This window comes from Lujinxingia sediminis (assembly GCF_004005565.1).
Classification (GTDB): Bacteria; Myxococcota_A; Bradymonadia; order Bradymonadales; family Bradymonadaceae; genus Lujinxingia; species Lujinxingia sediminis.
In genome coordinates this window covers 36,488-62,947 of the sequence record NZ_SADD01000002.1, presented here as the reverse complement: position 1 = coordinate 62,947, position 26,460 = coordinate 36,488, and the positions used below count along the sequence as shown (strand labels likewise).

Annotated in this window: 17 protein-coding genes; 11 read left to right on the top strand and 6 right to left on the bottom strand. The window is 63.7% G+C overall.

Features of this window, described 5'->3' with window-relative positions; all coding sequences use genetic code 11:
• The first annotated feature begins 543 nt into the window (after positions 1–543).
• The 3 genes from EA187_RS06095 to EA187_RS06085 all read left to right on the top strand — a co-directional run bounded on the left by EA187_RS06095 (position 544) and on the right by EA187_RS06085 (position 3,443).
• Positions 544–1,590: a hypothetical protein gene (locus tag EA187_RS06095; protein ID WP_127779553.1), complete on the top strand. Its 1,047-nt coding sequence runs from the start codon at positions 544–546 to the stop codon at positions 1,588–1,590.
• Between the two features lie 99 nt (positions 1,591–1,689).
• The gene (locus EA187_RS06090) at positions 1,690–2,424 is read left to right on the top strand and encodes a hypothetical protein (RefSeq protein WP_127779551.1); all 735 of its coding nucleotides are present in this window, start codon (positions 1,690–1,692) and stop codon (positions 2,422–2,424) included.
• Between the two features lie 275 nt (positions 2,425–2,699).
• Positions 2,700–3,443 (top strand): hypothetical protein, encoded by a 744-nt coding sequence (locus EA187_RS06085; protein ID WP_127779549.1) that lies wholly within the window; start codon positions 2,700–2,702, stop codon positions 3,441–3,443.
• 19 nt (positions 3,444–3,462) lie between these two features.
• Here the strand turns inward: EA187_RS06085 and EA187_RS06080 are convergent, their stop codons facing one another.
• Positions 3,463–4,488: a hypothetical protein gene (locus tag EA187_RS06080; protein ID WP_127779547.1), complete on the bottom strand. Its 1,026-nt coding sequence runs from the start codon at positions 4,486–4,488 to the stop codon at positions 3,463–3,465.
• Positions 4,489–4,632: 144 nt separating this feature from the next.
• On the bottom strand, positions 4,633–5,916 hold the full coding sequence (locus tag EA187_RS06075) for an endonuclease/exonuclease/phosphatase family protein (RefSeq protein WP_127779545.1): 1,284 nt from the start codon (positions 5,914–5,916) through the stop codon (positions 4,633–4,635).
• Between the two features lie 372 nt (positions 5,917–6,288).
• Between EA187_RS06075 and EA187_RS06070 the strand changes: the two genes are divergently transcribed.
• The 4 genes from EA187_RS06070 to EA187_RS06055 all read left to right on the top strand — a co-directional run bounded on the left by EA187_RS06070 (position 6,289) and on the right by EA187_RS06055 (position 11,097).
• Positions 6,289–7,578 carry a hypothetical protein gene (locus EA187_RS06070; RefSeq protein WP_127779544.1) on the top strand — a complete coding sequence of 430 codons (1,290 nt, stop codon included), beginning with the start codon at positions 6,289–6,291 and terminating at the stop codon, positions 7,576–7,578.
• Between the two features lie 170 nt (positions 7,579–7,748).
• Positions 7,749–8,672, top strand: coding sequence for a hypothetical protein (locus EA187_RS06065; protein ID WP_127779543.1), 924 nt, complete (start codon positions 7,749–7,751; stop codon positions 8,670–8,672).
• A gap of 134 nt (positions 8,673–8,806) precedes the next feature.
• On the top strand, positions 8,807–9,178 hold the full coding sequence (locus tag EA187_RS06060; RefSeq protein ID WP_115606774.1) for an MmcQ/YjbR family DNA-binding protein: 372 nt from the start codon (positions 8,807–8,809) through the stop codon (positions 9,176–9,178).
• Between the two features lie 161 nt (positions 9,179–9,339).
• Positions 9,340–11,097, top strand: a complete 1,758-nt coding sequence (locus EA187_RS06055) for an RCC1 domain-containing protein (protein ID WP_164856051.1) — start codon at positions 9,340–9,342, stop codon at positions 11,095–11,097.
• A gap of 189 nt (positions 11,098–11,286) precedes the next feature.
• Here the strand turns inward: EA187_RS06055 and EA187_RS06050 are convergent, their stop codons facing one another.
• Entirely contained in the window at positions 11,287–12,393 is a 1,107-nt protein-coding gene (locus EA187_RS06050; RefSeq protein WP_115606778.1) for a hypothetical protein, read from the bottom strand.
• Positions 12,394–12,395: 2 nt separating this feature from the next.
• The gene (locus EA187_RS06045; protein ID WP_164856050.1) at positions 12,396–13,928 is read right to left on the bottom strand and encodes a lipopolysaccharide biosynthesis protein; all 1,533 of its coding nucleotides are present in this window, start codon (positions 13,926–13,928) and stop codon (positions 12,396–12,398) included.
• A 214-nt stretch (positions 13,929–14,142) separates the two neighbouring features.
• Here EA187_RS06045 and EA187_RS06040 point away from each other — a divergent pair, with 214 nt between their 5' ends.
• Positions 14,143–14,754, top strand: a complete 612-nt coding sequence (locus EA187_RS06040; protein WP_127779540.1) for a class I SAM-dependent methyltransferase — start codon at positions 14,143–14,145, stop codon at positions 14,752–14,754.
• A 1,126-nt stretch (positions 14,755–15,880) separates the two neighbouring features.
• Here EA187_RS06040 and EA187_RS06035 read toward each other — a convergent pair.
• A complete protein-coding gene (locus tag EA187_RS06035; protein WP_127779538.1) occupies positions 15,881–21,505 on the bottom strand; it encodes a protein kinase domain-containing protein in 5,625 nt (1,874 codons plus the stop codon).
• Positions 21,506–22,021: 516 nt separating this feature from the next.
• Here EA187_RS06035 and EA187_RS06030 point away from each other — a divergent pair.
• Complete coding sequence (locus EA187_RS06030) at positions 22,022–22,846, top strand: hypothetical protein (RefSeq protein ID WP_127779536.1); 825 nt, start codon at positions 22,022–22,024, stop codon at positions 22,844–22,846.
• 105 nt (positions 22,847–22,951) lie between these two features.
• Here the strand turns inward: EA187_RS06030 and EA187_RS06025 are convergent, their stop codons facing one another.
• On the bottom strand, positions 22,952–23,746 hold the full coding sequence (locus tag EA187_RS06025; protein WP_127779535.1) for a class I SAM-dependent methyltransferase: 795 nt from the start codon (positions 23,744–23,746) through the stop codon (positions 22,952–22,954).
• 728 nt (positions 23,747–24,474) lie between these two features.
• On the opposite strand from EA187_RS06025, the gene EA187_RS06020 reads away from it, so the two are divergent.
• Together EA187_RS06020 and EA187_RS06015 are read left to right on the top strand one after the other, a co-directional pair.
• Positions 24,475–25,488 carry a virulence RhuM family protein gene (locus EA187_RS06020; protein WP_127779533.1) on the top strand — a complete coding sequence of 338 codons (1,014 nt, stop codon included), beginning with the start codon at positions 24,475–24,477 and terminating at the stop codon, positions 25,486–25,488.
• Between the two features lie 116 nt (positions 25,489–25,604).
• A complete protein-coding gene (locus tag EA187_RS06015) occupies positions 25,605–26,294 on the top strand; it encodes a hypothetical protein (protein WP_127779531.1) in 690 nt (229 codons plus the stop codon).
• Positions 26,295–26,460: the final 166 nt, after the last annotated feature.

Here is a 26,460-nt window from a genome sequence, read left to right as displayed (position 1 = left end):
CGCGGTGGCGCTGCCACAGCGTCCTCCTTGCTCCTTGCTGGACTTCGCCCTGAGTGCGCTCGGGTTGGGAGTTTTGCGGGGTGGCGAGCGCATCAGGAGGACGCTGGCTGCGTCGTCTGGGATTCGCAGTAGCGCTGCCACAGCTTCACCCCAGCCTCCTTGCCATTCGCCGCCCTGAGTGCGCTCGGGTTGGGTGGCGAGCGCATCAGGAGGACGCTGGCTGTGTCGTCTGGGATTCGAAGTAGCGTTGCCACAGCTTACTTTTGTTTTGAGTGCGCTCGGGTTGGGAGTTTTGAGGGGCAGATGCACTTGAGATGAAGGTGTGGGGTTTTGTCGTGAGAGCCGGTTTTCCCGTCAGGGAAGGCCGGCTTTTTTGATGGTGGTGCAAAGAGGAAGGGGGCTTGTGCGAGGTAAGGGTGTGTGTGCTTGAGGAAGTTTGCGCGGGTCGCTACTCTCAGCCCCTATGGATTCATAGCGTGATTCGGAACGGACCAACGTGAAGACGACTTCGCGGGGGTGGCGAGTCTTATGCCGGGAGGACGTATGGAGTTAGGGCGTTGGATCAGGGAGTTTCAGCGGGTCTGGAAAGTCAGCTTTATCGATCTCGGGCTTGTGATTCTGGGCTGCGCGGTTGGCTTTATGGTGCCGGGGTTGCTCGTGCAGCGTGTGGGGTCACCGCTGGCGCTGGCTGCGTTCTGGGCGGTGTCCTTGCCGGTGATCGCGTGGCTTGCAGGAGCGGCGCATCTGCTCTGCGTTCGCAATGCGGAGGCAGACACATCGACCTCGTTTGGTGACGCGTTGCAGGAGGCGTTTGAGCGCTGGGACGACGTGGTGCTGGGGGTGGTTTTTTGCGGGTTGATGCTCGGCGCAGCGGGGATGCTGGTGCTTCCGGGGGTGGTGGCCTGTGGGGTGCTGCTGCCTTACGTGGTCATTGTGATGGCCGAGAAGAAGGGGCCCATCGAGGCGCTACGTCGTAATATTGAGCTTGCGCAGGGGCGCTGGGTGGCGCTCGTGGTGTACTGGTTGGTGTACTACGCGGCGTTTGTATTCGGAACGACTCTGCTGGGTGTGGTCGCGGCGGTGACCGCGACGCTGGGACTTGGGAGTGCGCTGGAGGTGGGGAGCCTGATGGCGATCGTAGGGGTGGTGAGCGGTATCGGGGCGTTCTTTCTGGCGCCCCTTCCGGTGATTGCCTCCGTGGCGACGTATCGCTTCCTGGTGGAGCGTACGCCTGCAAGCGCGGCCGTGCATGGGGGAAGAGCTGGTGAGTCTGGGGCTGATCTGGCGAGGACAGATGCGCCGCGATCCAGCGTGGCGGCCGGGGAGGCTGGCGAAGACGAGCAGACCGGGGAACCGGTGGGCAACGTGCCCGCTGCACTTGTGGAGGCGGCTCCGACCGAGCCGTCTGCGTCGCCGGCGGATGATCTTGATGGGGATCGCGAAGGCGTCGAGGATGACGCGCCCTTTGAGGTGGAGCGGGGCGGGCTGGCCGGCGAGAGCGTGTTTGATGATGACGAGGAGGCGACTTCGACGAAGCCCACTCCGGGCTTTCCGAAGGTACGTCGGGCCGATGAGGGACCGTATTGGTAAGCGATCCTGATGCGCTGGTAGCATCGCGGATCGGTCGTGGCGGGTCCGGTCGGGCGGGGCTCGGAGCAGGATGATGAGTGAATCTTTTCGGAGCGTAGAATGAATCTCGGTGAATGGAAGCGTGACTTCTTTTATGTCTGGCGTCAGAGCCGGGGCACGGTGGCGTTGCATATCGTGCCGATGGTGGTGGTGTCGGCGATGTGGTGTTGGCTTTATGTGCTGGCACCACTCGCGGCGGTGGTGGCGTTCCTTCCGCTCGCGATCGCCAGTCTGGGCTGGTGGGCGTATCTCCATCGGGTGACCTATTGCGAGCTCTATCCTGAACACGCTGCGGAGTCTGTGGGCCTGCCCTGGTTCGGGCGTACGGTGCTCGGGGTCGTGGTGTGGATGGGGCTCTACATGGTCGGTAGTGTTTTCGTACTTCCGGCGTTGGCGGTGTTGGCGCTCCTGATGCCCTACCTCTACTTCATCATTGGCGAGGGTGAGGGGCCGATTGAGGCATTGCAGATCAACATGCGCCTCGTCGGGGATCGTCTGCTGGAAGTGTTTGCCTTTTGGGGGGTGTCCTTTGGAGTATCGCTGGCGATTTCGGTGGCGGGGGCAATTCCGCTCGTGTTCGCGTTTTTCATGGGGGTAGAGAGCGAAGATAGGGTGGTTTCCGGCGCGCTCTTTTTGCTGGGTGCGCTGGGGTATCTGGGGATGGTGTTGTTTATGTATTCGGTGCATATGGCGGTGAGCTTGACCGCGTACCGGGTGCTGCGCGGGAAGTCGATCGATGCGATGGAGGCTGTCGGACGCAGGGAAGAGGGAGCGGGGCTGCCGTCACGCGGGTGAGTGATTGCCGGGGGGGAGGCAAGGGCTGAGGAGGGGGCTCGCCAGGTGGGAGAGATGTGTTTGAGAATCGTCTGGATTCACGTCTCAGGACGTCGGGATGTGCTGGGAGGAGCCGCCGGCGAAGGATGGGAAGCAGGGGACGTAGGCCGTAGAGGGCGCCCGAAGGGCGCATATGAGGGGGCGGCGCGAAGGTCGTATCGTAGTGGCGCGACGCCATCGAAATGACCCGGGGAGGCAGGAGCCTCTTCTACAAAAGTTCGGGGTTGATTGTGATGATGAACGTGTGGATACGGGAGTATTTCGGCGTCTGGCGGGTGAGTGTGCGTGCTGTCGCGCTGATTGTGGCGGTGGTTTTTACGTTTTGGAGCGTGGCCCACGCGGTGTTGAGTTTTCTGGCGTGGTCGTTTGTGCCGCCCCTTTTGTTCTGGGGCTACACGCTGGCGCATCGTAAGGCCTATGAGAAGGTGCACGCCGCTGAAGCGCTTCGTCTGCCGGTGAGACGCTGGTGGTGGAACGTATCTCTGGGCAGCATGACCTGGGGTGCGCTGATGGCGGTGAGCGGGGTCATATTGGCGCTTCCCGCAGTGGCGCTCGGGGGGCTGCTCTTGCCTTATGTGTATTTTATGATGGTGGAAGGGCTCGGGCCCATCGAAGCGCTAAAGGAGAATCTTCGTCTGGCGATGCGCCATCCCATCGCTGCGATTGCGCTGGGCGCGCTGATCTTTGGCGCGTCCACGTTGATGTGGTTCGGCTCGAGGTTTCTGACGCTGTACGTCGCCGGATCGACGATGTTTGTCGACAACGTCGCGGTGAAAGCCGGGTGGGGGTTGGGACTTTATGGGGTGAAGTTGATGATGATGATCTTTGGTATGTCCCTGCAGGTGGCCGGGGCGATCACGATCTACCGCGCGGTAAGGGGCAAGGTGGCGGGCATCTCGGCACCTGCTGCGATGCAGGAGCAGGGCTCTGTTAGCGCGGTGCCTGTGCCGGCTGCGGCCGCTCCCCCCGGGGAGTGGTGAGAGTGATGAGCCGGGGATCTCAGCCGCGCACGCAGTAGACGACGGTGCCATAGCAATCATCGACGGAGGTGCAGGGCTCTGCGGCGCAGCGCTCCTCGGGGACTTCGCTCGTACCCTCGGGGCAGGCGGCCAGCTCGCAGGCGTCGGGGGGGGCGCACGTCAGTGAGACGTCGCAGATCTCCAGGGTCTGACAGCCCGGGAGAAGGTCCTCGTCGCAGCCCTCGACCTGGATGTAGGCATCGGGGCAGGTGGGAGGCTCCTCACATGGATCGGCGATGGGGGCGCAGGCCAGCTCCTGATCGCAGATCTCGATGAGCTGGCAGTCGGGGCGATCGGTGGTGCAGGCCTCAACGGGCTCGAAGTCTTCGGGGCAGACCGGCTCCTCGGTGCATGCGTCGGGGAGGGGGGCGCAGCTGATGTAGCCCTGGCAGGTCAGCACCTGTTCGCAGCCGGCTTCCGGGTCGCAGGCGTCGGGGTCGACGGGCTCAAAACCTTCGTCACAGCTTGAGGGGAGGTTGTCGCAGCGGCGGCAGCGGAAGGTTTCGTCGCAGTGGCGCAGCTCGGCGCAGGTCGGGTCGAAGTCGTCGCAGCTGGTATCGTTGACCCAGCCCTGCGGACAGCTCGGTGCTTCTTCGCAGACCGCCAGGGGGTCGAGGCAGAGTGCGCTTGTGCCACAGACGGTCACGCGGGTGCAGAAGCGATCGGTGGGGCAGGTCTCGACCTCTTCGGAGCCTGTGGGGCAGCGGGGAGGTTCTTCACAGACGTCGGAGTCGGCATCGGGCTCATTGAAATCGCCGGTGTCAGCGGAGCCCAGGATGGGAACGCAAGCCAACACGCTGCCGTCGCAGGTCTCGATATGCTCGCACTCATCGTGGTCCTGGCAGTCGGTCACCACGTAGTAGCCGCGCGGGCAGCTCGGCTCGCAGACGTCGAAGCCGTAGCTGGCGTCATCGCTGGAGCAGGCGCCAAGCGTCAGCAGGGCCAACACGAGGGCCAGGGCCAGGCGCAGCGGAGAAGGAGTCGTGAGGAAGTGGGGGAGGTTCATGGGAGGCTCCGGGGGAGCGACGCGCACAGGCGCGGCGGGCAGCTTCATCCCTAGCAAAAGCCCAGAAGGCCATCAACGAATCGGTGATCGAAGTGACCTGTGGCCCATCAAAGGGCCACAGGTGCGCTGAGCGCGAGCGGAGTCTTAGTCGTCGCTTTGAGGTAAGGCGACGTCGACCCAGACCAGGTGGTGGTCGCTGACTTGAATCAGCTCAAAGTACGCTTCGGTGGAGGCGGGCCAGAAGACCCCCTGACCGGTCACCTCAAGGGTGGCCGAGGGCAGGGCGTAGTCCAGGCGCAGGTTGCCGACGTTGGGGTTGAAGCGGGCGGTATCGTAGCGGTGGTCGGCCTGGTGCTCGAGGTTGGCACCTTCGCGGGCGTTGCCGGAGGCGATGGCGCCGGTGCTCTCGGGCAGCGGGTCGATCACACGTGCGTCGGCCACAAGAAGGTCGGCTCCGTCCAGACCGTTGCCGTCGATCGGGTCGTCGTTGAGGTCACCGACGATTACAAAATGCGCGCCATCTTCGAGCCCGCCGATCTGGCCGGCGTCGTCGTAGATGTAGTCGGAGGCCGAGGGGCGGATGTAGTCGTGCCAGAAACGAATCTCATCGGCGTTACGGCGTTTGTTGCGGCCCTCGGCGCCATCAAACGCCGGCGGAGTGGGGTGGCTGGCCAGAAGGTGGAGCGTTTGACCGTCGACGTCGATGGGAAGATCGACGTGGTTTTTGGAGGAGAGGCGCAGCACCTCAAGGGCCTCCGGGCTGAAGAAGCCCTCGGGGATGCGGTTCTCCGGCATGTCTTTCCACAAAAAGTTCTGGAAGGTGCGCATGCCTTCGACATCAATGGGGTATTTGGAGAGGACGGCGAAGGCGTACTGGCCGGGGAAGATGCCGAAGCCGAAGGCGTCGTTGCCATAGGCCTGAGTGCCGACGGTCTCTCCGATCTCCTCGTCTCCGTTGAGGTCGAAGCCCGAGGCGATGCCGGTATTGGAGGAGAACTGGTAGCGGTAGGGGTAGGAGATGGCTTCGCCGTCGGAGGCCTGGGCCACCTCCAGGAAGTTTGAGGCGAAGAGGTCGATAGCCTCGTGTTCCTCATCGAAGTCAAACTCGTTGAGGAGGATGACGTCGGGGCGGACCAGCTGGATGACGTTGGCGATCTTTTGCGGGTGCGCGTCATCGGGGTTGGAGAGGGTGTCGATGAGGTCGCCGGCCGCTGTGCCAAAGAGGGAGGTGTTAAAAGAGGCCACCCGCAGGCTGGAGGGCTGCGGGGTGGCGTCAGCGTCGGCGTCGGGCTCGGGGGTGGCGTCGGCGTCGTCCTGGTAGGTGGGCGCGTCGGTCGAGTCGCCGGCGTCCTGCGGGGTGGCTGAGGGGGAGGAGCAGGCAGCGAGCGAAGTCGTGGCGAGAGCCATCAGGAGGTGGCGAGGGGACATGGGGGAGCTCCAGAAGTGGGGTGGCGAGGATCGCTGGCGATGCTCCTAGCATAGCGGTTCACGAAAGTCAGGCGATGGCGTGTCGAAGTTACCCGCTTTTTCGCAGAGATGGGGCCTTGCGTGATGACGCCCTGAGCCAGCGTGAGCGCTATGCGGGCTGGCGGGAGCGAGAGCAGCGCAGAGGGCGTGGCGAAGCCTCGACGGTGCCTGAGCGTCCGCTTCCAGAGTGCGACTTGCTCGCGCTTCGCTCTCTTTCGCATCCATGGTCTTCAACTTCGGCAGAGGGCGTAGTAACATTGGGTTACGAACCTTAAAAAACCTATCCATGAGGCCGGCGAGCAAAGGCCTGGTGTGCATCTGCGAGAGTGATTGATGGCTTGCGAACAACGTAAGAACAAGAAGAGGTCGATCCGAGATCGGCTGATCGTTACGGGCGCGATGGCGGTGATGCTGCTGACCGGGTGTCTGGAGGATCCCGACGCGGTGGTCTTTGGCCCGGGGAATCTGGATGTGGGGGCCGACGTGGCGGTGGATTCGGGGCTTGAGGAGGTTGGTGAGGGGGATGGTGGCGAGGCCGACGGTGGAGACACCGATGTGGAGCCCGATGCAGATGATCCGGATAGCTGCGTGCCAGGTGATGAAGGCTGCGTGTTGGAGCATTGCGACAACGGGCAGCATGATGGGGATGAGAGTGACGTGGACTGCGGCGGAAGCTGCCAGGGGTGCGAAGCCGGCGAGTTATGCGCGCGCGTGGACGATTGCCTGGGCGGCGAGGTTGTGGAGTTTTTGCGTTGCGAGCGCGCCGATGTGGATGTGTGTGCCCCGCGCGGGGTGGGAATCTATCAGGTCGGGGAGCTGACCTGTGCGCGCGATGATGGCGGACAGGGGCGCTGTGTGGCGCGATTCTCGGAGAACGAAGTACGGCGGGAAGATGATGCGGCGTGCGAGAGTGACACCGAGGGCGTCAGCTGCGGGCAGGAACGCGTGGAGCTCGGGACGTGCCTTCTCCAGGCGGGGCAGGTCTGCGGCACGCAGGGAATCCGCTCCGTGACGACGTATCAGCCGCAATGTTCTGAGGGCGCTTGTCAGGAGGTAGCGAGCACGAGCCAGGAGGAGTGCGTCGTGGATTCGGCGCCGCGGCCGGGGGAAGTATGCGAGAGGGCGCAGTGGTCGGCGTGGGGTCCCTGTGAGCCGGTGTCGGGACACGATAGCTGTGCGATGGAGGGTACGCAGGTGCGCACGCGCACGGTCGCGCGTTGCACCAGTGGCGGGGCGTGTGAGCCGGTGTCCTCGGAGAGGGAGCAGGAGAGGCGGACGTGTCAGCGTACGCCCGATCCGCAGTCGTGCACCAGCGCAGGCACCGATGATGCGACCTACACGTGCTACCAGGGGCAATGCTGCTCGCCGAATTGCAGCGACGCGCAACGCTCATGTCGCGCCGACGTTGCGGATGGTTGCGGGGGTGTGTGTCCGCGTCTTGTCTGTGAGGGGTTGAGGCCGGCGTGTGCGATGGATGGCCAGTGTCGGCCGCTGTGCGTGACGGGCACTGCAGATCGAACCTGCAACATCAACGAGGATTGCGGCAGTATGTGCGCCTGTCCGCTGGGTGCGCCACCTCAGTGCACGCAGTGGGGATGCGCGTGTGTGGGAGCAGATCCATGAGCAGGTCCGCGCGGGGAGAGCGGCGCTGATTGAGAGCGCCGCGGATTGAGAGCGTGGCGGCCAGCGTGTTAGGGTGCCGCCCATACGCGCAGCCCGCGTTCGATCATGACAGGCTTTTGCTCCAGCGGGCAGAGCCGCAGTGCACCCAAAAGTTCGATTTAAGGAGAGATATGCGAGGGATGAAGTGGCTGGTGGTGGGAATGCTGGCGCTGGGGTCGGTGGCCTGTAAAAAGGCGGAGATTGCGACCGACGAGACCGCTGAAGAAAGCAGTGAGCCTGCTGGCGAAGAGGCGGCTGGCGAGGAGGCCGCCGGGGACAAGGAGGAGGCCGCCGGAGAATCGGCCGTGCTCCCGCCCGAGCGCCCCGAAAATCTCAAAGCTGCCGGGGAGCGCCTTGAAGGGGGCCACGATCCGGCGGTGCCGGTGAGTGTGGAGGAGTTTCGCCCGAAGTTCGTCGAGTCGTTATGCCTGGCGTATGACTCCTGCGGCAATATGGAGCTGAAGAGCGCGGTGGCGGGCACCTTCTTTATGGCGGGGATGAGCATGGCCTCGCAGAGCCCGGAGGCCCTGGAGGAGTTCCGCGCGCTCATGGGGCGCATTGAAGAGGCCAACCTGCCGATGCCCCGTCGGGAAGATTGCGTGGAGCTCTTTGAGATCGTGACCAAAGAGACCGGCCTGGATGGGGAGTCGCTGGCGGCATCGGTGAAAGCCGGTCGTGTGGCGTTTGATGCGGCGCAGGCCGGCAAGTGCATGGGGCAGCTGGGCACCCAGTCGGAGGCCTGCGGAGAATACCGGCCGATGGGCGATGAGCCCGATATGCAGCGCTTGCAGGCGATGATGATGCAGGCCGGGCCGATCTTGGAGGCGCATTACAAGCCCTGTCAAACGATGTTTGAGGGCAAGGTTGCCGCCGGTGATGCGTGCTCCTTTGATTATGAGTGCGCCGATGAGCGCACCACCTGCATGGGGGAAGAAGGCCAGAAGACCTGTCAGGAGGTGGCGATGATGCCTCCGGGAGGAATGCCCGGTGGTGGAATGCCCGGTGGGCCTGCCCCCGGCGGTGCTCCGAGCGACGCCGCTCCGGGCTCGCCCTAAGCTGACGCCCCGTATGCCATGATATGAAACGATGAGACGCTCGCCGCAGCAAAGCTGCTGCGGGCGTTTTTTATGTCTCAGGGGGGCATTGCTAAGCGAGCATTCGCCCCCGTGTCGAAACGAAGGAGGAGAGCATGGATATCTGGCAGGTGCGCGATGTGGCGATGGCGTTACCCGAGGTCAGCGAGGATTTTCCTTTTGATGAGCACACGCTGGTGATGCGCGTGATGGATAAGATCTTTTTGCTGATGAACGTGCAGAAAGAGCCGGCCAGCGTGAACCTCAAGTGTGAGCCGGAGCGGGCCATTGAGCTGCGCGCGCGCTATGAGGCGGTGCTGCCCGGCTACCACATGAATAAGCGTCACTGGAACACGGTGATGCTGGGGCAGGACGTGCGCCCGGAGCTGATGCGCGAGCTCATTGAGCACTCGTACGAGCGGGTGGTGGCGGGGCTCAAGAAGGCCGATCGGGAGAAGATTCGGGCGATGCGGGAGGGGAAGGGCTGAGTGCGGCCCGGAGGGCGACAGGGGCACGCTTTCCCGGGGGGGGTGGTGGCGAGGGGGGCGAGTCAGGTAAGGTACATCGCGTTCGAATAAGGTGGCAGATGATAAGCGTCTGCATGAGACGGGGGCGGCTTTTCTGAAGCCGCGTTGAGTGGAGGGCGATGATGCGAAAAGCATGGTGGGTGGCGTTGGTGGTGGGGGTGTGCGCGTGCAGTGGGGATGAGCCGGGGGGGCAGCAGAGCGGTCCTGATGCTGGTGAGGTGTCTGACACCGACACCGGGGAGCTTTCGCTGACGCTCACCGCCACCCCGGAGAGCGGGGGAGAGGCGTCGGTATTTGCCGGGGAGACGACCTCGGAAGAAGTGCGCTTTGAGTGCGGGCCGGCCGAGTGCGTGACGGAGTGCTCGCATAACGACGGGGCCTTTGTGGCCTGCCCCGACGGGCGTTTTGAGCTGGAGGTGGGGGAGGGCGAGCATCAGGTGGTGGTGCGCGCGTCGTTGGGAGAGGAGCGCGTGGAGGAGAGCACGTCCTTTGTGCGAGTGCGCGATTTCGGGGTGAGTCTGGAGGCACCCCTGAGTGGGGAGCGTTACTACCGGGACCTGGGCCTGGTGCGTGGTGCGTGCGATCGAGAGGATTGCGTATTGAGCTGCGAGTTCTGCGCGGTGGTGGACGGCACCGAGAGCTGCGTGGCGGTGGAGAGCTGCGAGCAGGGCGCCGCGCTGGAGCTCAGCGCGGTGGAGAGTCGCCTGAAGGCGCAGGGGTGCGTGGAGGTGGCTGGCGAGTCGTACTGTCGGGAGGAGGTGCGAAGCTACGCGATGGTCGACCCGGTCTGGACGCAGCTCAGCGTGGGCGGTGCTCACAGCTGCGGGATCCTCGACGACCAGAGCCTGTGGTGCTGGGGAAGCAACAGCGCGGGCCAGCTGGGGCAGGGGGCAAGCGGGGGCTCGGAGTCTCAGGCGCAGCGTGTGGGGGGGGCGTGGGAGGAGGTCAGCGCCGGCAGAGAGCATACCTGCGGGATTCAGGTCGATGGGAGCCTGTGGTGCTGGGGGCAGCAAGAATATGGTCGGGTGGGGAATGGAAGTGATGCGTATGGCAGCGTCACCTCTCCGCAGCGTGTGGGAAGCGCGACGGACTGGGCCGAAGTGAGCGCCGGCGGGCAGCATAGCTGCGGGCGTCGGGGGACGAATCTCTTCTGCTGGGGGCATAACACGGGGGAGCGCCTGGGGGTGGAGAGCCATGCGTCAGAGGTGACGACGCCCTTACTGGTGGGCGGTGGGCTGAGCTGGGAGCAGGTGAGCGCGGGCGGGGAGCATGTCTGCGGGATCAGCACGCAGGGCAAGGCGTATTGCTGGGGCCGGGGAGATTCGGGGAGGTTGGGCAATGGGGCCGATGAGGCAATCGGGACGAGTCCGACGGAGGTGGACGCGTTATCTTCCTGGAGTTTTCTGCAGATCTCCGCAGGTGGGGAGCATACCTGTGCGATTGTGCAGACCGGGAGTGCCGTGCGGGCGTACTGCTGGGGAGCAGGGTCTTATGGGCGCCTGGGAACCGAAGTGACGGACCATGATGCGCACTACCACGAGCGCAGCCCGGCGTTGGTGGACGGCGGTGCGGAGTATTCGCAGGTATCCGCTGGCGTACGACATAGTTGTGGTGTGGATGCAGAGGGCCGAGGTCAATGTTGGGGGAGTAACTCCGATCGTCAGCTTGGAGATGGAAGGACAGGGGACGCGGCTTCCCCTTCGGCCGTGAATCAGAGCGATGATTTTGCGTGGATAGGCACCGGTGAGATGCACTCCTGTGCGCTCACGCAGGTGGGCGAAGCGTGGTGCTGGGGACAGGTGGTAGACGGCCGCCTGGGGCGCGAGAGCGACGCGGCGCCGGGGCCCGTCGCCTGGCCGCATGGCCTCGCTCAGGATTGAGCGGCCCGAGAGGGTGAGTTGAGCTAGTTCGTTGAGCTGTGCGCGGGCCCCTTCGGGGCCCGCTTTTTTGTGGGGCGGGGGGTGCCAGCGAGTGACAGGCCCCTCCGGCCCGAGGAGAGGAGGCATCGCTGGCAGGAGCCCGATGATGCGGGAGAAGGGCCATCGGGGAGCGAAAGGGTGGGGAGGCCCTTATAGGTCGAGGTGGTCTCTGAGCGTATCGGCCAGGGCGTCGGGGTCGGCATCGGCGGGGATGCGCAGGATTGCGGTGGGCACCTCGGCAAAGGCCGAGCTGAGTGTGCGCTGGCAGCGCTCGACGAAGGTTTGGAGATCGGGGGTGTGCAAGGTCTGGCCGTGGCTTCTGGCGACGACGGAGAGGTCGCGCAGGCTGGAGAGCTCGTCGATGAGGATGGTCGCAGCGCGCTCGGCCAGATCGTCTGAAGAGATGGGCACGACGCTAAAGGTCGGGTTTTTTACGCGCTCCAGAAAGATCGCCTGATGAAGTTGTGCGCTGTGAGCGACGCGTTCGTTGCCAAAGAGACTTTCGGCGGAGACGCGTCGGCGCACCTTTTTGACGCCGAAGCGGCGTCGGCGCCACTCCCAGTTGACGCGATCGATGGGGTTTCGCCCATGAAGGAGCTGACGCGCGATGGCGGGCTGGCCCTCCAGGTTGTAGGCGTAAATCTGAAGGTGTCGGGGGGTTCGGAAGACACGGCCCTGCGCGTTGATCAGGCCGAGGTCATCGCTCAAAAAACGCCAGCCATCTTCGGTGACGAGCTTGAGCAGGGAGGTGGTCTTGCCGATGCCGCCCCAGGCGATCAGGGCCACGGCACGATCGTCGCGTGAGAGGGTGGAGGCGTGAATGTAGGAGCAGTCACGTTCGGAGAGCTTCCAGGCGCTGACGAAGTCGAAGAGGTCGTACATGAAGTTCTTGGCGACGGTCTCCCCGCGCGAGAGGTAGTTCCAGTCATTGGCGCGGCGCCAGGCTTCGGTCAAAGGGTTGTGGGTGAGACCGGAGTCGGGGACGACATCGATGGTCAGGGCGTTGTCGGTGGGGGTGATGCGAAACTCGAATCCGTCGCCGCGGGCGCTGAGGGCGTCGGGACTCAATGCCCAGCGCCCGGCCAGAACCGCGTTTGGAGCAGGGGCGATGCGATCGACAAAGCGAAAGGCGATGTCGACCGGTCCGTCGACAGGCTGTTGCAGCGAGGCCATCTCGTTTTTTACTGCGCGCGCGACGGTGTGACGGCCTTCGATCGAAAAGCGTAGCGAGGCCAGCTGGTACGTGGAAGTGCTCATGATCAGGGGGTGTCTCCGGTAGATTCGCTGATGTCGCGACCGGCACGGATGTAGCGTGCCAGCGCGATAAGATCATAGAGGGCACGGCGGCCGGCGGGCAGCGCAACGAGTGCGAGCAGGGCGCCGATGAAGCAGGTCGGGATAGCCAGGGCGAACATGGCCACCGGGGAGTCGAGTACGACGAGCTGACGCAGCGCCAGCAGGGAGCAGACGCCGCCAAGGGCGGCCAACATAGGGAGGAGCGCGGTGCGGTAGAAGTCGCGCATATTGATCGGGCCGCGCCGGGTCACAAACCACAGCAGGAGCGGGGTCCGCAGGACGATGCCCAGGGCGGTGTAGGCAATCGCCACACCCAGCGCGCCCCAGTAAATGCCCAGGGCAAAGGAGATGGCGACCAGCCCCGAGCTTACAAGTCCCCAGTGGAAGAACTCGCGGGTGCGGTCCTGGGAGACGAAGAGCCAGCCGGTGGTGTTGCCGATGGTCTGCGTAAAGATCGACAACCCTAGCACGGCGAAGATCGGGATCGTCGGGGCCCAGGCGTCACCGAGCACGCTGAGAATGATCCAGTCGGCGCCGGCCACCAAAATGGCCCCCAGAGGCATGGTGACGAGCAGGAGCTTTTCGAGCACGCGCAAATACATCTGACGGTAGCGCACCGGGTCGCTGACCACACGGCTGAGCGCCGGGATGGCAATCTGGCCGACGGGGTGATTGATCTGGCGCAGCGGAATCATCAGGATCTTGTAGGCCATCTGATAAAAGCCCAGCTGCGCGGCGCCGTGAAAACGCCCGATGAGGAAGTCGTCAAAGTTGCGCGCGAAGTAGTTGACGAAGTTAAAGCCGGTCATATCCGCGCCAAAGGCCAGCATGGAGCGCAGGCCCTCGGCCCGGGCCGGGCGCGCGGGGCGCCAGCCGCAGGCGATCCAGACGCCCAGGCAGCTGGCCACGGCCAGCGCTACCGAGTTGACGACCAGCGCCCAGTAGCCACCGCCTTGTAGGGCCACGACGACAGCCAATCCGACACTTAGTGCCATCGCGGTGACCTCGACGGCGGCCAGGCGCCCAAAGCGCATCTGGCGGCGAAGTAGCGCCTCGTGCTGGACGGTGAGGCCGCCGAAGAGGAAGGCACCGGCCAGTCCTAACGCGATCGGCACGAGGCGCGGCTCTTCGAAGACCCAGGCCAGGGCCCAGGCGGAGCCGGCGGTGATCAGGGTGATGACCAGGCTCAACAGGACGTTGATCCAGAAGAGCGCGCTGACCTGCGCGTGGGTGATGTTCTCGCGCTGGATCGTGGCCATGGCCAGGCCCAGGTCTTTGAACATCGCCAGAAAGCCGGTGACGATGATCACCATGCCGAAGAGGCCAAAATCTTCCGGAGAGATGAGCCTGGCGAGGATGAAGGTCGAGCCCATTTCCAGGAGCGATTTGAGGATCTGGGCCAGGGCGGTCAGGGTGCCGCCGCGCACCGATTGGCCCTCGAGGTCGTGCTCAAGATGCTCGGTGCTGATGTACTGCTCGGGGTTACGACGGGACATGAAGGCTCGGATGGATCGAGGACTACCAACGTAGGCTCCCCTTAGCACGAGGTAGGGGGGAAGGCCACCGATGGGGATTGTGGGATGGAGGGCGACTCGGTTCATCATCGCCCCCTTTAGTTGACTGGTAAGGGAGGGGCTGCTAACCGAAGCGAACCTGTAACAGCCTCGGTCATGCTGACGGCATCATTCCCTTTAAGCGCTGGTGAATTCGATGATCAACCGTACCTATGAGGAATATGAGCGTCTGATTGGCGAGCTGGTGGCCCGGCCCGATACAGCGCCCTTTGAGGCGGTGCTGGAGATCGGGGCGATCCCCGACGCACGCTCGCTGCTCAACGCCTCGGCGCTCAAAGGCTCAGCGCTTCATGAGGGCGCGCGCAAGGTGGGCGTGAACCTGACTCTGGAGGGGAGTTTTGGGGATTTTGAGGTGCAGAAGGGTGACGCTCGTGAGCTTGTCTTTGAAGACAGGAGCTTTGATCTGATCGTATGCGCTTCGACGCTTGAGCATATCCCGGACTTCTGGCGCGCGCTCGACGAGATGAAACGGGTGCTGCGCCCGGGGGGATGGCTGGTGGTGAGCACGCCCGGCTTTGGTCAGGAAGAGGTGGGAAATCGCGTGCGTGGGCTGGCCCATAAGTTGGGGCTGCCCGATGCGCTTAAGCGGGGCACGATCACCATGCGCATTCATGACGCGCCCTACGACTTCTATCGCTTTAGTGAGTACGCGTATCGTGATGTGGTGCTCAAGGGGTTGGAAGAGGTCGAGGTGTGGTCGATTATGACGCCGCCGCGGATCTATGGGATGGGGCGGAAGGGGGTGTGAATGAGCCCGACTCAGAGGTCGTGTAGGTCGACGAGTAGGAAGCTGGGGAGGAGGTCGAGCAGAGTTGCATGCTCGGAAGTGCGAGCGGATGGGTTCAGACCAACTGAGAGAGGGTCGAGAGCTTGTTCGTGTTGCTCATGCGGACCTGGATGACGCTTTTGAGCGTGGATGAAGTGCTCCAGACCAACTCAAGGGAGCTCGGGAGCGCCGGGAGGTTGGTCTGAACCCAAAAAAAAACGGTCCGGAGCGTGTGTGAAGTGCTCCAGACCAACGTAAGGGAGCTCGCGAGCTCTATTTTTTGGTCTGGTACCAACGTAAGGGAGCTCGTGAGCGTTAATTTTTGGTCTGGTACCAACTCAAAGGAGCTCGTGAGCGTGTTGAGATTGGTCTGGAGTACTCGGAAGGAGCTCGCGAGCTCTATTTTTTGGTCTGATACCAACGTAGGGGAGCTCGTGAGCGTTAATTTTTGGTCTGGAGTACTCGGAAGGAGCTCGCGAGCGTAAAATTTTGGTCTGGTACCAACGCAGGGGAGCTCGCGAGCGTTAAATTTTGGTCTGATACCAACGCAGGGGAGCTCGCGAGCGTTAAATTTTGGTCTGATACCAACGCAGGGGAGCTCGCGAGCGTTAAATTTTAGTATCAGACCATCTCAGAGGACCTCTGGGAGGTGGTTGGGGATGGTCCAGACCATCTCGGAGGACCTCTGGGAGGTAGAAAAACAGGACGATGCCATCGCAGAGGACCTCTGGGAGGTGGTTGAGAATGGTCCAGACCATCTCAGAGGACCTCTGGGAGGTGGAAAAACAGGACGATGCTATCGCAGAGGACCTCTGGGAGGTGGTTGAGAATGGTCCAGACCATCTCGGAGGACCTCTGGGAGGTAGAAAATCAGGACGATGCTATCGCAGAGGACCTCTGGGAGGTGGAAAAACAGGACGATGCTATCGCAGAGGACCTCCGGGAGGTGGTTGAGGATGGTCCAGACCATCTCAGAGGACCTCTGGGAGGTGGTTGGGGATGGTCCAGACTAGCTCAGAGGACCTCTGGGAGGTGGTTGAGAATGGTCCAGACTAGCTCAGAGGACCTCTGGGAGGTGGGGTGCGTCGGGGCGCCCGGGGCAGAAGGCTCAGTCGACCATGTTTTGCAGTGCCAGAAGGTCGGGGTCGAGGGTGGGGTCGATGCGGGTGGGGATTTCGATGGTGAAGGTGGTGCCTTCGCCGGGGGTGCTTTCGACGTGGATGGAGCCGCCCATCAGGTCGCAGAAACGACGGGTGATGGTGAGGCCGAGGCCGGTGCCGCCATGGCGGGAGATGGAGCGCTGGTCGGCCTGGTAGAAGGCTTCGAAGAGGCGTTCGAGCTCGTCGGGGGTCATGCCGATGCCGGAGTCGGCGATTTTGATGGCGAGCCAGCTCTGGGAGGGGAGCACTTCGGAGTCTTCGTTGGCGGGGGGGGGATCGCCTCCCGGGGGAAGGGAGGTGGCGTGGTGGCGAGCCTCGATGAGGGAGATGGTGAGGGTGACGTTTCCGTCTTCGGTGAATTTGGCGGCGTTGCCCAGGAGGTTGAGGAGGATCTGGCGGAGGCGAGTTTCGTCGTTGAAGAGGGTGACGTCGGGGATGGGGGAGAGGGTGAGGGTGTTGTGGTTGCTCTCAACGAGCTGGCGAGCGGTGGCGGCGACATCGTCGATCATGGCGGCCAGGGAGAACTCGTGGGGGAGGAGCTCGATGTGGCCGGCTTCGATCTTGGAGAGGTCAAGGATGTCACTGACCAGGCGCAGCAGGTGCTTGCCGGCGACCTGGATGCGGTCGAGGTCGGCGGCCAGGGCGGGGAACTCGTCGGGGGAGTGCTCTTCGAGGAGCATCTCGGCGTAGCCGATGATGGCGTTGAGGGGGGTGCGCAGCTCGTGGCTCATGTTGGCCAGGAAGGTGCTCTTGGCGCGGTTGGCGCTTAAGGCCTGTTCGGTGGCGAGTTCGAGATCCTCGTTGAGGCGCTGGCGTTCTTCGTCGGCCAGGATGCTGGAGGTGACGTCGCGCACGAGGAAGACGCTGTGGTTGGCATGTTCGCCGAGCTGGTGTTGGGAGCCGGTGTCGGTGAGCTCGAAGATGCGGCGCAGGTTGTCGGGGGTGCGGACGTCGGCCAGGGCGCTCTTAAGGTTGAGGTCACCTGCCAGACCGGTGGCGGCGTCCTGCCAGTCGCAGGCCTCAAGGGCGATGGACCACCATCGGGTGGCCGAGCCCCAGGGCTCGGCCATGGTGTGGAGGGTGGGGCTGGCGCTGATGAGAAGGCCTCCGGGGTCGGTGATGGCCAGGCCGAGTTGAACGGCGCTGGTGGCGTGCTCCAGAAGGGATGCGCTCTTCTCGGTGGCGCGGGCGACCTCGGCTTCCAGGCGAGTGGTGCGGGCGGCTTCCAGGAGCACGGCCAGGGAGTTTGTGAGGCCCTGGAGGGTGCGGATGTCGCTTTGTGCAAAGACGCCCTCGGAGAGGGTGGAGTCGAGGTAGACGACGCCGCGGGTCTGGGCGCGGGAGATCATGGGGACGGCGATGGCGCTGCGCAGGTGGTCGTCAAAGGCCTCCTGATCCCAGCGGGCACCTTCGCGCACGTTGTGCACGACCAGGGGGCGTTGGGTGGCGAAGACCTGTTGGACGATGCCGTCAGCCCAGGATGTATGCGCGAGTTCGAGGGCGTCGACGGCGTCGTTGAGGGGGAGGGCGGCGTCTTTGAGGCGGTTGTCGGCATGGCGCGTGGCCTCAAGGAGCAGGCGTCGCTCGTCATCGGGGTCGACGTGGAAGAAGAAGCCGCGTTCCGCGCCGAAGATGGCGATGAGCTCGTCGAGGACCTGGTTGAGTTTGGTCTGGGGGGTACCCAGATCGCTCAAGACCTGGTGGATGCGCAGCAGCGCGTCGAACTGCTGCTGCATGCGCGAGGTGAGGTAGTCGGTGGAGGTAAAGGAGCCGCGGGTGGCGGTGGAGGAGCGGGTCATCAGGGGGTTGGAGCCGGCGCGGAGCTCTTCGGCAAAGTCGGCGCGCAGGCGGCGCAGTCGGCGCGACCAGCCCTGATCTTGCGCGATCTGGAGGGCCTGGCGGACGTAGCGGGAGGTGACGTCAGTGGCGGAGCTTGAGCGGTAGAGCAGGGCGTAGCCGCGGGCGAGCTCGAAGTGGACAAGGGGCATGTCGCTGTCGTCAGCGAGTCTTCGGGCTTGTTCGAAGTGGCCACCAACCTCGTCGGTGCGCTTCTGGTAGAGCGCGAGAAAGCCGGAGAAGAGGTGGTGGTAGGCGCGCAGGAGCGGCACGTTGGCGCATTGGTCGAGCTCGGCCAGGGCCTCTTTGAGCCTGCTGAAGGGAGGGGCCAGGTCGCGTTCCAGCGCGCGTTCGACGCGTAAGAGATAGATCCAGCTTTTCCAGACGTAGAAGGGGCGCAGGTAGAACTGGACGTTGGGCAGGTTCATCGGGAGGGCTTCAAAGCCCTCGATGTGGCGGTCGGCGCGAGCGTCGATGTCCTGGCGCTCGACGCAGTACATCAGCAGGCTGTGGTGGAAGACCGCGTGGTAGTAGAGCTGGGCGCCGGTCACGGCGAAGTAGCGTTGGACGGCGGCCTCGTAGTCGCGCAGGCTTTCGGTCTGTCCCAGGGCCGCGAGTGAGGTCATGGCCATGGCCTGCAGCGGGGTGGTGACGAACTGGCGCTCGGCGTTGTCTTCGCCCAGACGAGAGTGGAGTTCGCGAATGGCCTGGTGGGCGACCGAGAGGGCGCGGCGGTGGTGGCCGCGCAGAGCGTAGGTTTCGGTGAGGACCGTCGAGCCGGAAGCATACTCCCAGGCGTCGAGCCACTGGCCCTGATCCATGACCGACTCTTCGAACATACGCTCGGCTTTGAGGGTATGTCCTTCGAAGTCGCGGGTCATCGCATTCATAAAATGAACCATCCCCAAAACGGAGCGATCCCGCGTCGATCCCGCGTGCTCAAGCGCTCGACGGGCGTGGTCATTGCTCCAGTAGGGGCGGCCCATCATGGCGCTCATAAAGCCGAGCAGGCTGTGGGTGCGGGCCAGAAGTGCGGAGTCGTTGAGGCGCAGGGCGAGCTCGTGTTGGCGCAGGGCGATCTGGAGGAGCAGCTCGTCGTCGAAGGTGAAGTAGCCGATGCGTGAGCCGTAGTTGTAGAGATCGGAGAGGACCTCCAGGTGGCGGCGCTCGCTGTGGGAGACGGGTTTTTGCAGCCAGGATTGGAGCAGGGGGATGCGGGAGGTGAGTTCTCCGCGGGCAAAGCCCCCGAGGCTGATCACCAGATCTTTTGGGGTGGGGCGAGGGATGGATTCGCCGATCTCACCCAGGGCGGATTCGAGCTGTCGGCGGGCCTGGGAGATGTCGAGGTTGGTGATGTCGACGTTGGCGAGGTCGCCGCGGAGCTGCGCGCGCAGGTAGGGGTCGGAGGCCTGTTCGATGGCGCGGCTTAAGTGCTTGCGCGCCATGTCGAGGTGGCCGGTGCGGGCGGCGATGCGGCCCAGGTCGGCGTCGAGGGTGGCATGGTGGGTGCCCGAGTCCTCGGCGATGCGGGCGGCCTCGCGCAGGAAGCTAAAGGCCTGCTGGTAGGCAAAGCTCTGCATGGCGAGCATGCCGGCTTTGTGGTTGATGTTGAGGGCACGGTCCGGGTTGAGGTGGGGGAGGCCCAGGGCGTAATGGCGCGCGAGATCGAAGAGGTGGTCATCGGCATTGTCGCCCTGGTCAAGGGTCAGGGCGATGGCCTGGTGGCGGCGGTGGCGTTCGGCCGGATCGAGGTCGTCGAGGAGACGCTGGCGCAGCGAGTTATGGATGAGCGAGAAGCCCTGGTCGGGGAGGTTTCGCAGCAGGCCGGCCAGGCCAGCCTGGGCGAAGGCGTCTTCGACCTGTCCGAGCTCGACCTCGGCGCAGAGGGCCAGCTCTTCGGGGTGGTCGACCACGCCGAAGAGGGCGATCCAGGTCAGGATGTCGCGGGTCTCGGAGGGAAGTTGGTCGAGCTGGAAGTGCAAAAGCTCGGCCATATCATCGGGCAGATCGAGTTTCTGGAGACGCTCGGTGTCCAGGGTCCAGCGGCCCCAGGATGGGCGGAGCACGGCGGCGTCGAGCAGCGTGCGGATGAAGCTCTCAACGGCGTAGGCGTTGCCGCCGCTGACCGAGAAGATGCGCTCGACCAGGGTGATATCGACGTCGGCACCGGCCAGGCGCGCGCGAATCAGCGCATCGACTTCGCGAAGCGTGAGCTGAGAGAGCGCGACGCGGTTATGCAGGATACGGCGCAGGGCTCCGGCGAGCTGGGTGGTGCGGGGGGAGGCGTGCTGGGAGTCGTCGGCACCGAGCAGGATGAGCAGGGGGGCTTCGCTGCGGGAGAGGTCGAGGCGTTGCAGGACGCGTTCGGTGGCGTCATCAAGCCACTGGGCGTTGTCGATGGCGATGAGCGCGCCGTTCATGTTCGAGGCGATCTGCTGAAGGATGGTGGCCATCGCGTCGTAGACGACGTCGGAGCGCAGGTCGACCTCGGCCGGGGCATCGGTGTTGGCGGCGATGGCGAGCTGTCGGGCCAGGCGCGGTACCGCGAGTTGGAGGGCGTCGAGGCGGTGGTCGATGGTCTGCAAGAAGAAGTCGGCGGTCATCATCAACTCGTCGCCGGAGAGTTGGTCGATGTGGTCGCAGACCGGGTCGAAGAGGCGCTGCAGAGGGGCGAAGGGGTGGGGTTCTTCGGGCTGGATGGTGATGGAGAAGGTGCCCGCGCCCTCTGAGGCCGCACGGGTGAGGAGCTCGTGGATCAGACGAGATTTGCCGCTGCCGGAGGGGCCTTCGACGATGACCAGGGTGGTGTTGTTGTTCTGGGAGTGATCCCAGGCCTCCAGGAGTTGCTGGAGCTCGGCGCGGCGGCCGACGAGCTCATGAACGCCGTGGTCGACGGCGACCGCGGCGCGCGGGCTTTTGATGTTCTGCAGGGCGCTGAGAAGGGCGCCGGCCGAGGGAAAGCGGTCGGAGGGATCTTTGGCCAGGAGACGCTGGAGGATGGCTGCGAGCGTCGGGTCGAGGTCGGGGCGGTCTTTGAGGGGATCGGGAACGGGGGCGGTGGCGTGGCGGGTGAGGATCTCGTGGCGCTCCTCCCCGTCGAAGGGGGGCTTGCCGGTGGCCGCATAGTAAAGCACGGCGCCCAGGCTGTAGAGATCGGAGCGGTGGTCGACGAGGCGATCGAGCATGCCGCCCTGCTCCGGGGCCATAAAGCGCAGAGTGCCTTCCAGGCGCTGGGCGTCGTCGGCGACGGCATCGGCGGCCAGGCCGAAGTCGATCAGCCGCGGCCTGGCGTCATCGAGGAGGATGTTGGCCGGGTGAATATCGCGATGAATAAGCCCGTGGTCGTGGACCTGGGCCAGGGCGTCAGCCAACTCGGTGGCGATGCCCAGGATAGCGTCGGAGCTTAAGGTGCGGCTGGCCACGACCTGCTGCAGAGTTTCGCCCTTCACATACTCCAGCACGATGTAGGGCGTCTTATCGGACTCACCGACCTCGAAGATGCGGGGCAGCGCCGGGTGGGTCAGGCATGCCAGCAGGCAGCCCTCGCGCAGAAAGCGTCGGCGGCGGTTATCCGAGAGGTGCTGGCCGGGTTCGCGGGAGGTTTTCACCGCCACGGAGTCAACGCCGCGGCTGGCCAGAATGACCACCGATTCAGCGCCGCGTCCGATGACTTTATGGAGGCGAACGCCCTCGATGGTGGGGGCGTGGGCGAGGGTGACGAGGGCGGTGGAGGGCATACGACGTGGCCGTGGCGATGCGAAGATAGGAGGGGGGAGGAGCTACAGGAGGGGAACGGTGCGCGTTCGCCTGAGAGGAGCGTGTGCGCCATTGCGGGAGAGATCACTGATCTTTTTGTAACGGTTTGTTCGAAGGCGATCAAGTTTGCGGGCGCTGAGCGCTCCCGGGACATCAACGTCTGCTCAAGGTATAGCAGGGGGAACGCGTCTTCTCGCTTTGAATGAAAATAAGGGGGGGACGTGCGTCCAGCCCCGCGCCCTGTTGAGAGAAAAGGGAAGTGCTTGAAGGCGGCCGAGTTCTGACGTAAGAACTCCGCTCATGTCTACGCTGGAAGTTAACGTCGATGTCGCGCGTGCTTCGTTGAAAGCGCCTTGAAGTGCGTTGCAACGCCTGAACGCTTCCTGACGCATCGCCTGGGTTGGGTATGTTGCCCGAGGTGTTTTCCATGTCGTATCCATCAATGCCGACGTCTGCTCGCTGTGTGGTAACGTCACGCTGAAAATAAGGGAGAGCTCATGTATCGAAACTATCGTTTGATTGTTGGTCGTGTGGCTATGCTGCTTGCGCTGGTGATTGGATTATCGTGCGGCGGCGAGGAGCCGAAGGGCATTGTCGCCGATGCCGGGAGTGATTCCGGGGGCAATGGCGAGGTGTCTGATGGGAGCGAGCGGGAAGGGTACACCTGGCGGAAAAGTTCGATGCGGGTTCAGGTGCGCCCTGATGATGATGCGTCGATGAACGGAAATATGGAGGTCGTCGATTCGGCCGAGGTGGACGTGATCTTTCACGCGGAATTTGCGCTGCGGCCCGATGAGGACTCGAGCGAAGACGATGAGATTCCGGTTGAAGACGGCACGGTGCTCGTGGGCGTTGGTGATGTGGGGGCGTCTGATGATGAGGACTTTGACTGGATCGAGCTCACCCATCAAGGGGGCGGTATCTACACCGGCTCTGCTCAAGGGGTGGCCGCCGTGTATCGGATGAAGATGGAAGCGCCCGGGGTCCCCTCGGCCCAAAAGACCACGGAGTTGATTCCTTTCGGTCGGCTTCTGTCGCCGGTTGAAGGTGAGTCCTATCCGCGCAATCAGGATCTTGCGATTGCGTTTGAGCCGATTGAGCAGGGCGTGATGGCCGAGGGGCTGCTTGATGGTCGCATGCTCTCTCGCGCCAACGGCGTTGGTGATCAGGAGGAGCTTGCGATTTCGTCGGCGTGGTTGGAGCGCGGTGCTACTCCGCGAATCGGTCTTAAACGCGTTGCCGGTGAGGTGAGTTTTGGTAGGGCGGGGGCGTCAGGGATCGTCGTCGAGATGGTTCGTGAGGTGGATATTACGATTGAGTGATGCGCTCGGGTTTTTTAGTGTGCGGTGTGGCGAGCGCTCCAGGACGACGCTGGCGGCTTTGTCCTGGATGCGCTCGGGTTTTTTGGTGTGCAGGGGGAGGCGGACTCATACCTTGCGGGCGATGTAGAAGCCGTAGCTGTAGTAGGCCAGGTAGCGCTCGTAGAGTTCGATCTCGTGCTGGTGTTCGGCGACGCAGGCCCGGGCGTCGTCGGAGTGGTTGTGACGCTGAAGAAAGGCGTCGAAGTCGGCCTGGAGGGGGCGGTAGTAGGCGTCAAGCCAGCTTGAGGGGGGCAGGGGAAAGTAGCCGATGGGGGTGAAGCCCTGTGCTTCGAGTTGGGCGATTTTGGCGGAGGCCGGGTCGATTTCGGGGTAGGCGTTCTGCCAGTACTCCTGGATTTCGGAGGGGCGCGTCGTGAGGGGAGGACGCGGGGGCGCCGCCAGCGTCGTTTCGGGAGACTCGGCGGTGAGCCAGGTGATCTCGGAGACGGCCAGGATGCCGCCCGGTTTGAGGAAGGGGCGCCAGGCCTTCAGCCCGCCCTCAAAGCCCAGGTTGTAGATGGCGCCCTCCGACCAGATGGCGTCGAGAGACTCCGGCTCAAAGGGGAGCGCGTCGATGGAGGCTTCGAGCGGGGTGATGCGCCCGTCGAGGCCCCGCTCGGTGGCGCGGCGCTCGAGCTCGTCGAGGAAGTCGGGAAAAAGATCGACGGCGGTGATGTGGGTGTCGAGGCTCTCGGCCAGCACCAGGGCGGAGGCGCCGGTGCCGCAGCCCAGGTCGGCGATCTCTAAGTCGCGGCGCTCGCGAAGGCCGGCGAGCTCGATGGCGCGCAGGGTGTCGGCGCGGGAGCCGGGGCCGAGGCGCGGGTGGGGTTTGTGGAGGTCGATGATGAGGGGGAGGTTCATGGGATCTTTTTTTTGGGGGGGGGAGGTTTGTGGGGTGGGGAGGTTTGTGTGGGGGTTGGCGGGTTCGCTTTGTGGTTGTGTGGTTGTGTGGTTGTGTGGTTGTGGGGCGTCGGGGGTTGTGGGGGGGGGGGATTTGTGAGGGCGGTGAGGGGAGGATGCGAGCGTGCTGGCCGGAGCCTATCAAAACACGGCGGCGTTGCAGACATGTGCGCTGGCGGCCCACGCATGCGTGCGTGCCCCGGCGGCGCTGAGCGGTGGGACTCGGGTGTAGAGAGTGGGAGGTAAGGGGGCTGAGTTGGGGGACTCGGGTGTAGAGAGTGGGAGGTAAGGGGGCTGAGTTGGGGGACTCGGGTGTCGAGAACGGGAGGTAAGGGAAGCTGAGTCGTGGATCTGGGTGTCGAGAACGCCAGCTAAGGGAGCCGAGTTGTGAGACTCGGGTGTCGAGAACGGGAGGTAAGGGAGCTGAGCTGCGGATCTGGGTGTCGAGAACGGTAGGTAAGAAGGCTGAGTGGCGGGACTCGGGTGTCGAGAACGCCAGCTAAGGGTGCTGAGTTGCGGATCTGGGTGTCGAGATCGAGAGCTAAGGAGGCTGAGTTGGGGACCTGGGCGTCGAGATTGTGAGCGAAGGGCGCGGCGAGCTAAGGTTGGGCGTCTGTGGCGTCACGGAGGTTCGCGGCGATGACGCGAGCGCGACACGGCACGTTTCGACTCTTTGACGAGGTGACATCATGAGCGATCACTCGCCAGCCGAGCTTATTTTCTACGAGACGGCTGAGGGCAAGGTGCGGGTTGAGGTTCATCATGAGGATGAGACCTTCTGGCTTTCGCAGCGGCACATGGCCGAGCTTTTCGGGGTGGAGGTACCGACCATTATCCACCACTTAAAAGAGATCTACAGCTCAGGTGAGCTGACGGAGGAGGCAACTACTCGAAAATTTCGAGTAGTTCGAACCGAGGGTAATCGCTCGGTTTCTCGCGATATATCGCACTACAACCTCGACGCGATCATCTCCGTCGGTTACCGCGTCAACAGCTCCCAGGCCACCCGTTTCCGCATCTGGGCGACGAACACGCTGCGGGAGTTTATCGTCAAGGGCTTTGTGCTTGATGATGAGCGTCTCAAGCTCAACCGGCGCTTTGGCAAGGACTACTTCGACGAGCTTCTGGAGCGGATTCGGGAGATCCGGGCCAGTGAGCGGCGCTTTTATCTAAAAATCACGGACATCTACGAGCAGTGCAGCGTCGACTACGATAAGAACGCGGCGATGACGAAGACCTTTTTTAAAACGGTGCAGAACAAGCTGCACTGGGCGGTCGCTGGCAAGACCGCCGCCGAGATCATCGCCGAGCGCGCCAACGCCGACAAACCCGCCATGGGCCTCACCACCTGGAAGAACGCGCCGGACGGGAAGGTCATCAAAAGGGATGTGAGCGTCGCGAAAAACTACCTGATCGAGACCGAGATCAAAGAGCTGGAGCGCATCGTCTCCATGTACCTCGATTACGCCGAGAACCAGGCCGCTCGCCAGCGGCCGATGAAGATGGCCGACTGGATCAAAAAGCTCGACGCGTTTCTGGAGTTTAACGAGTACGAGGTTTTGACGAATGCCGGGAAGGTCTCTGCGAACGTGGCAAAGGCGCTGGCCGAGGAGGAGTATTCGAAGTTCCGGGTTCGGCAGGATCGGGAGTTTGAGAGTGATTTTGAGCGGGAGGTGAAGCGGGTGCGGGGGAAGGGTGAGTGAGGCGTGTGGCGCTGGTCGACCTTGAGTCAGAGCAACTTCGACGACAGATAGCTGAGCAGCAGCGCCTATCAACCACGTCCGCGCACCACTCGAAGACCTGTAAAAAAGGCTCGACCATGGCATTTAGTCGAAGCACGATGCTCAGCGAACGTCCCGACGACGCTTCGCTGACCCGCGATATGGTGGGGATCGGCATGAACTTCGCCGGCGACGCCAACCCCGATGCGCCGATCGAAGAGACACTCGTGTTCGCCACCGAGGTCGGTATGGAAAACCACGACTTTCGCGTGCTGGCCGTGCTCACGACCTGGATTAATGTCCACCAGAAACACATCAACGTCGACCGCCTCGCGCGCTGCGTTGACGAACATCCCTCCCAGCGCGTGCTCGCCTACTGGGCGGCGGTCGCAATGTGGCTCAAAAAGGATCGGCGCTTTGCGAGAGTCGCAAAACTCTATGAGGGCCCTGCGCTGGATCTCATGCCCGTTGGAACCGACTTCCAGATCGAACGCCGCGGAGAAGACGCGCGTTTTGAAAGTTCACCTTTACGCGTCCCTGCTGGAACCCTGCGCGACCGTGCCGCCGATGTGCTCTCCCCCGAGGCGCTGGTTCGTCAGCACGCCGGCTATCGAAACCGCGTGCGGATGGGCCCCTCCTGGCGCGCCGACGTGTGGACGGTGCTGGAGCACGACCCCGAGCTGAACGCCGCCGAGGCAGCGCGACGCGCGGGATGCTCCTTTGCGACGGCGTGGCGGGTGGTGGAGGATTTTCGGGTGTTGCAGGGTGGCGAGGTGAGGTTGGGGTAGGTGCGGTGGCGCGGAACGCGCCTTTGAGACAACACGCCTCCTAATCCCCACCGCCCCCCAACTTCCCCACTGGGCAGCCTACCGCGTCTCTGGTAAAGAGTTGTATCTAAGTTCGGCGTTGTAGCCACCACACCATGCATGCCTGGGGAGTCTTCGTGCGGCGCCC

What these genes read in the sequence shown, in the direction of transcription:
- EA187_RS06035 (WP_127779538.1), bottom strand. Translation starts at nt 21,505, where the DNA reads ATGCCCTCCACCGCCCTCGTCACCCTCGCCCACGCCCCCACCATCGAG.
- EA187_RS06085 (WP_127779549.1), top strand. Translation starts at nt 2,700, where the DNA reads ATGAACGTGTGGATACGGGAGTATTTCGGCGTCTGGCGGGTGAGTGTG.
- EA187_RS06050 (WP_115606778.1), bottom strand. Translation starts at nt 12,393, where the DNA reads ATGAGCACTTCCACGTACCAGCTGGCCTCGCTACGCTTTTCGATCGAA.
- EA187_RS06025 (WP_127779535.1), bottom strand. Translation starts at nt 23,746, where the DNA reads ATGAACCTCCCCCTCATCATCGACCTCCACAAACCCCACCCGCGCCTC.
- EA187_RS06070 (WP_127779544.1), top strand. Translation starts at nt 6,289, where the DNA reads ATGGCTTGCGAACAACGTAAGAACAAGAAGAGGTCGATCCGAGATCGG.
- EA187_RS06080 (WP_127779547.1), bottom strand. Translation starts at nt 4,488, where the DNA reads ATGAACCTCCCCCACTTCCTCACGACTCCTTCTCCGCTGCGCCTGGCC.
- EA187_RS06060 (WP_115606774.1), top strand. Translation starts at nt 8,807, where the DNA reads ATGGATATCTGGCAGGTGCGCGATGTGGCGATGGCGTTACCCGAGGTC.
- EA187_RS06095 (WP_127779553.1), top strand. Translation starts at nt 544, where the DNA reads ATGGAGTTAGGGCGTTGGATCAGGGAGTTTCAGCGGGTCTGGAAAGTC.
- EA187_RS06040 (WP_127779540.1), top strand. Translation starts at nt 14,143, where the DNA reads ATGATCAACCGTACCTATGAGGAATATGAGCGTCTGATTGGCGAGCTG.
- EA187_RS06020 (WP_127779533.1), top strand. Translation starts at nt 24,475, where the DNA reads ATGAGCGATCACTCGCCAGCCGAGCTTATTTTCTACGAGACGGCTGAG.
- EA187_RS06055 (WP_164856051.1), top strand. Translation starts at nt 9,340, where the DNA reads ATGCGAAAAGCATGGTGGGTGGCGTTGGTGGTGGGGGTGTGCGCGTGC.
- EA187_RS06090 (WP_127779551.1), top strand. Translation starts at nt 1,690, where the DNA reads ATGAATCTCGGTGAATGGAAGCGTGACTTCTTTTATGTCTGGCGTCAG.
- EA187_RS06045 (WP_164856050.1), bottom strand. Translation starts at nt 13,928, where the DNA reads ATGTCCCGTCGTAACCCCGAGCAGTACATCAGCACCGAGCATCTTGAG.
- EA187_RS06030 (WP_127779536.1), top strand. Translation starts at nt 22,022, where the DNA reads ATGTATCGAAACTATCGTTTGATTGTTGGTCGTGTGGCTATGCTGCTT.
- EA187_RS06015 (WP_127779531.1), top strand. Translation starts at nt 25,605, where the DNA reads ATGGCATTTAGTCGAAGCACGATGCTCAGCGAACGTCCCGACGACGCT.
- EA187_RS06075 (WP_127779545.1), bottom strand. Translation starts at nt 5,916, where the DNA reads ATGTCCCCTCGCCACCTCCTGATGGCTCTCGCCACGACTTCGCTCGCT.
- EA187_RS06065 (WP_127779543.1), top strand. Translation starts at nt 7,749, where the DNA reads ATGCGAGGGATGAAGTGGCTGGTGGTGGGAATGCTGGCGCTGGGGTCG.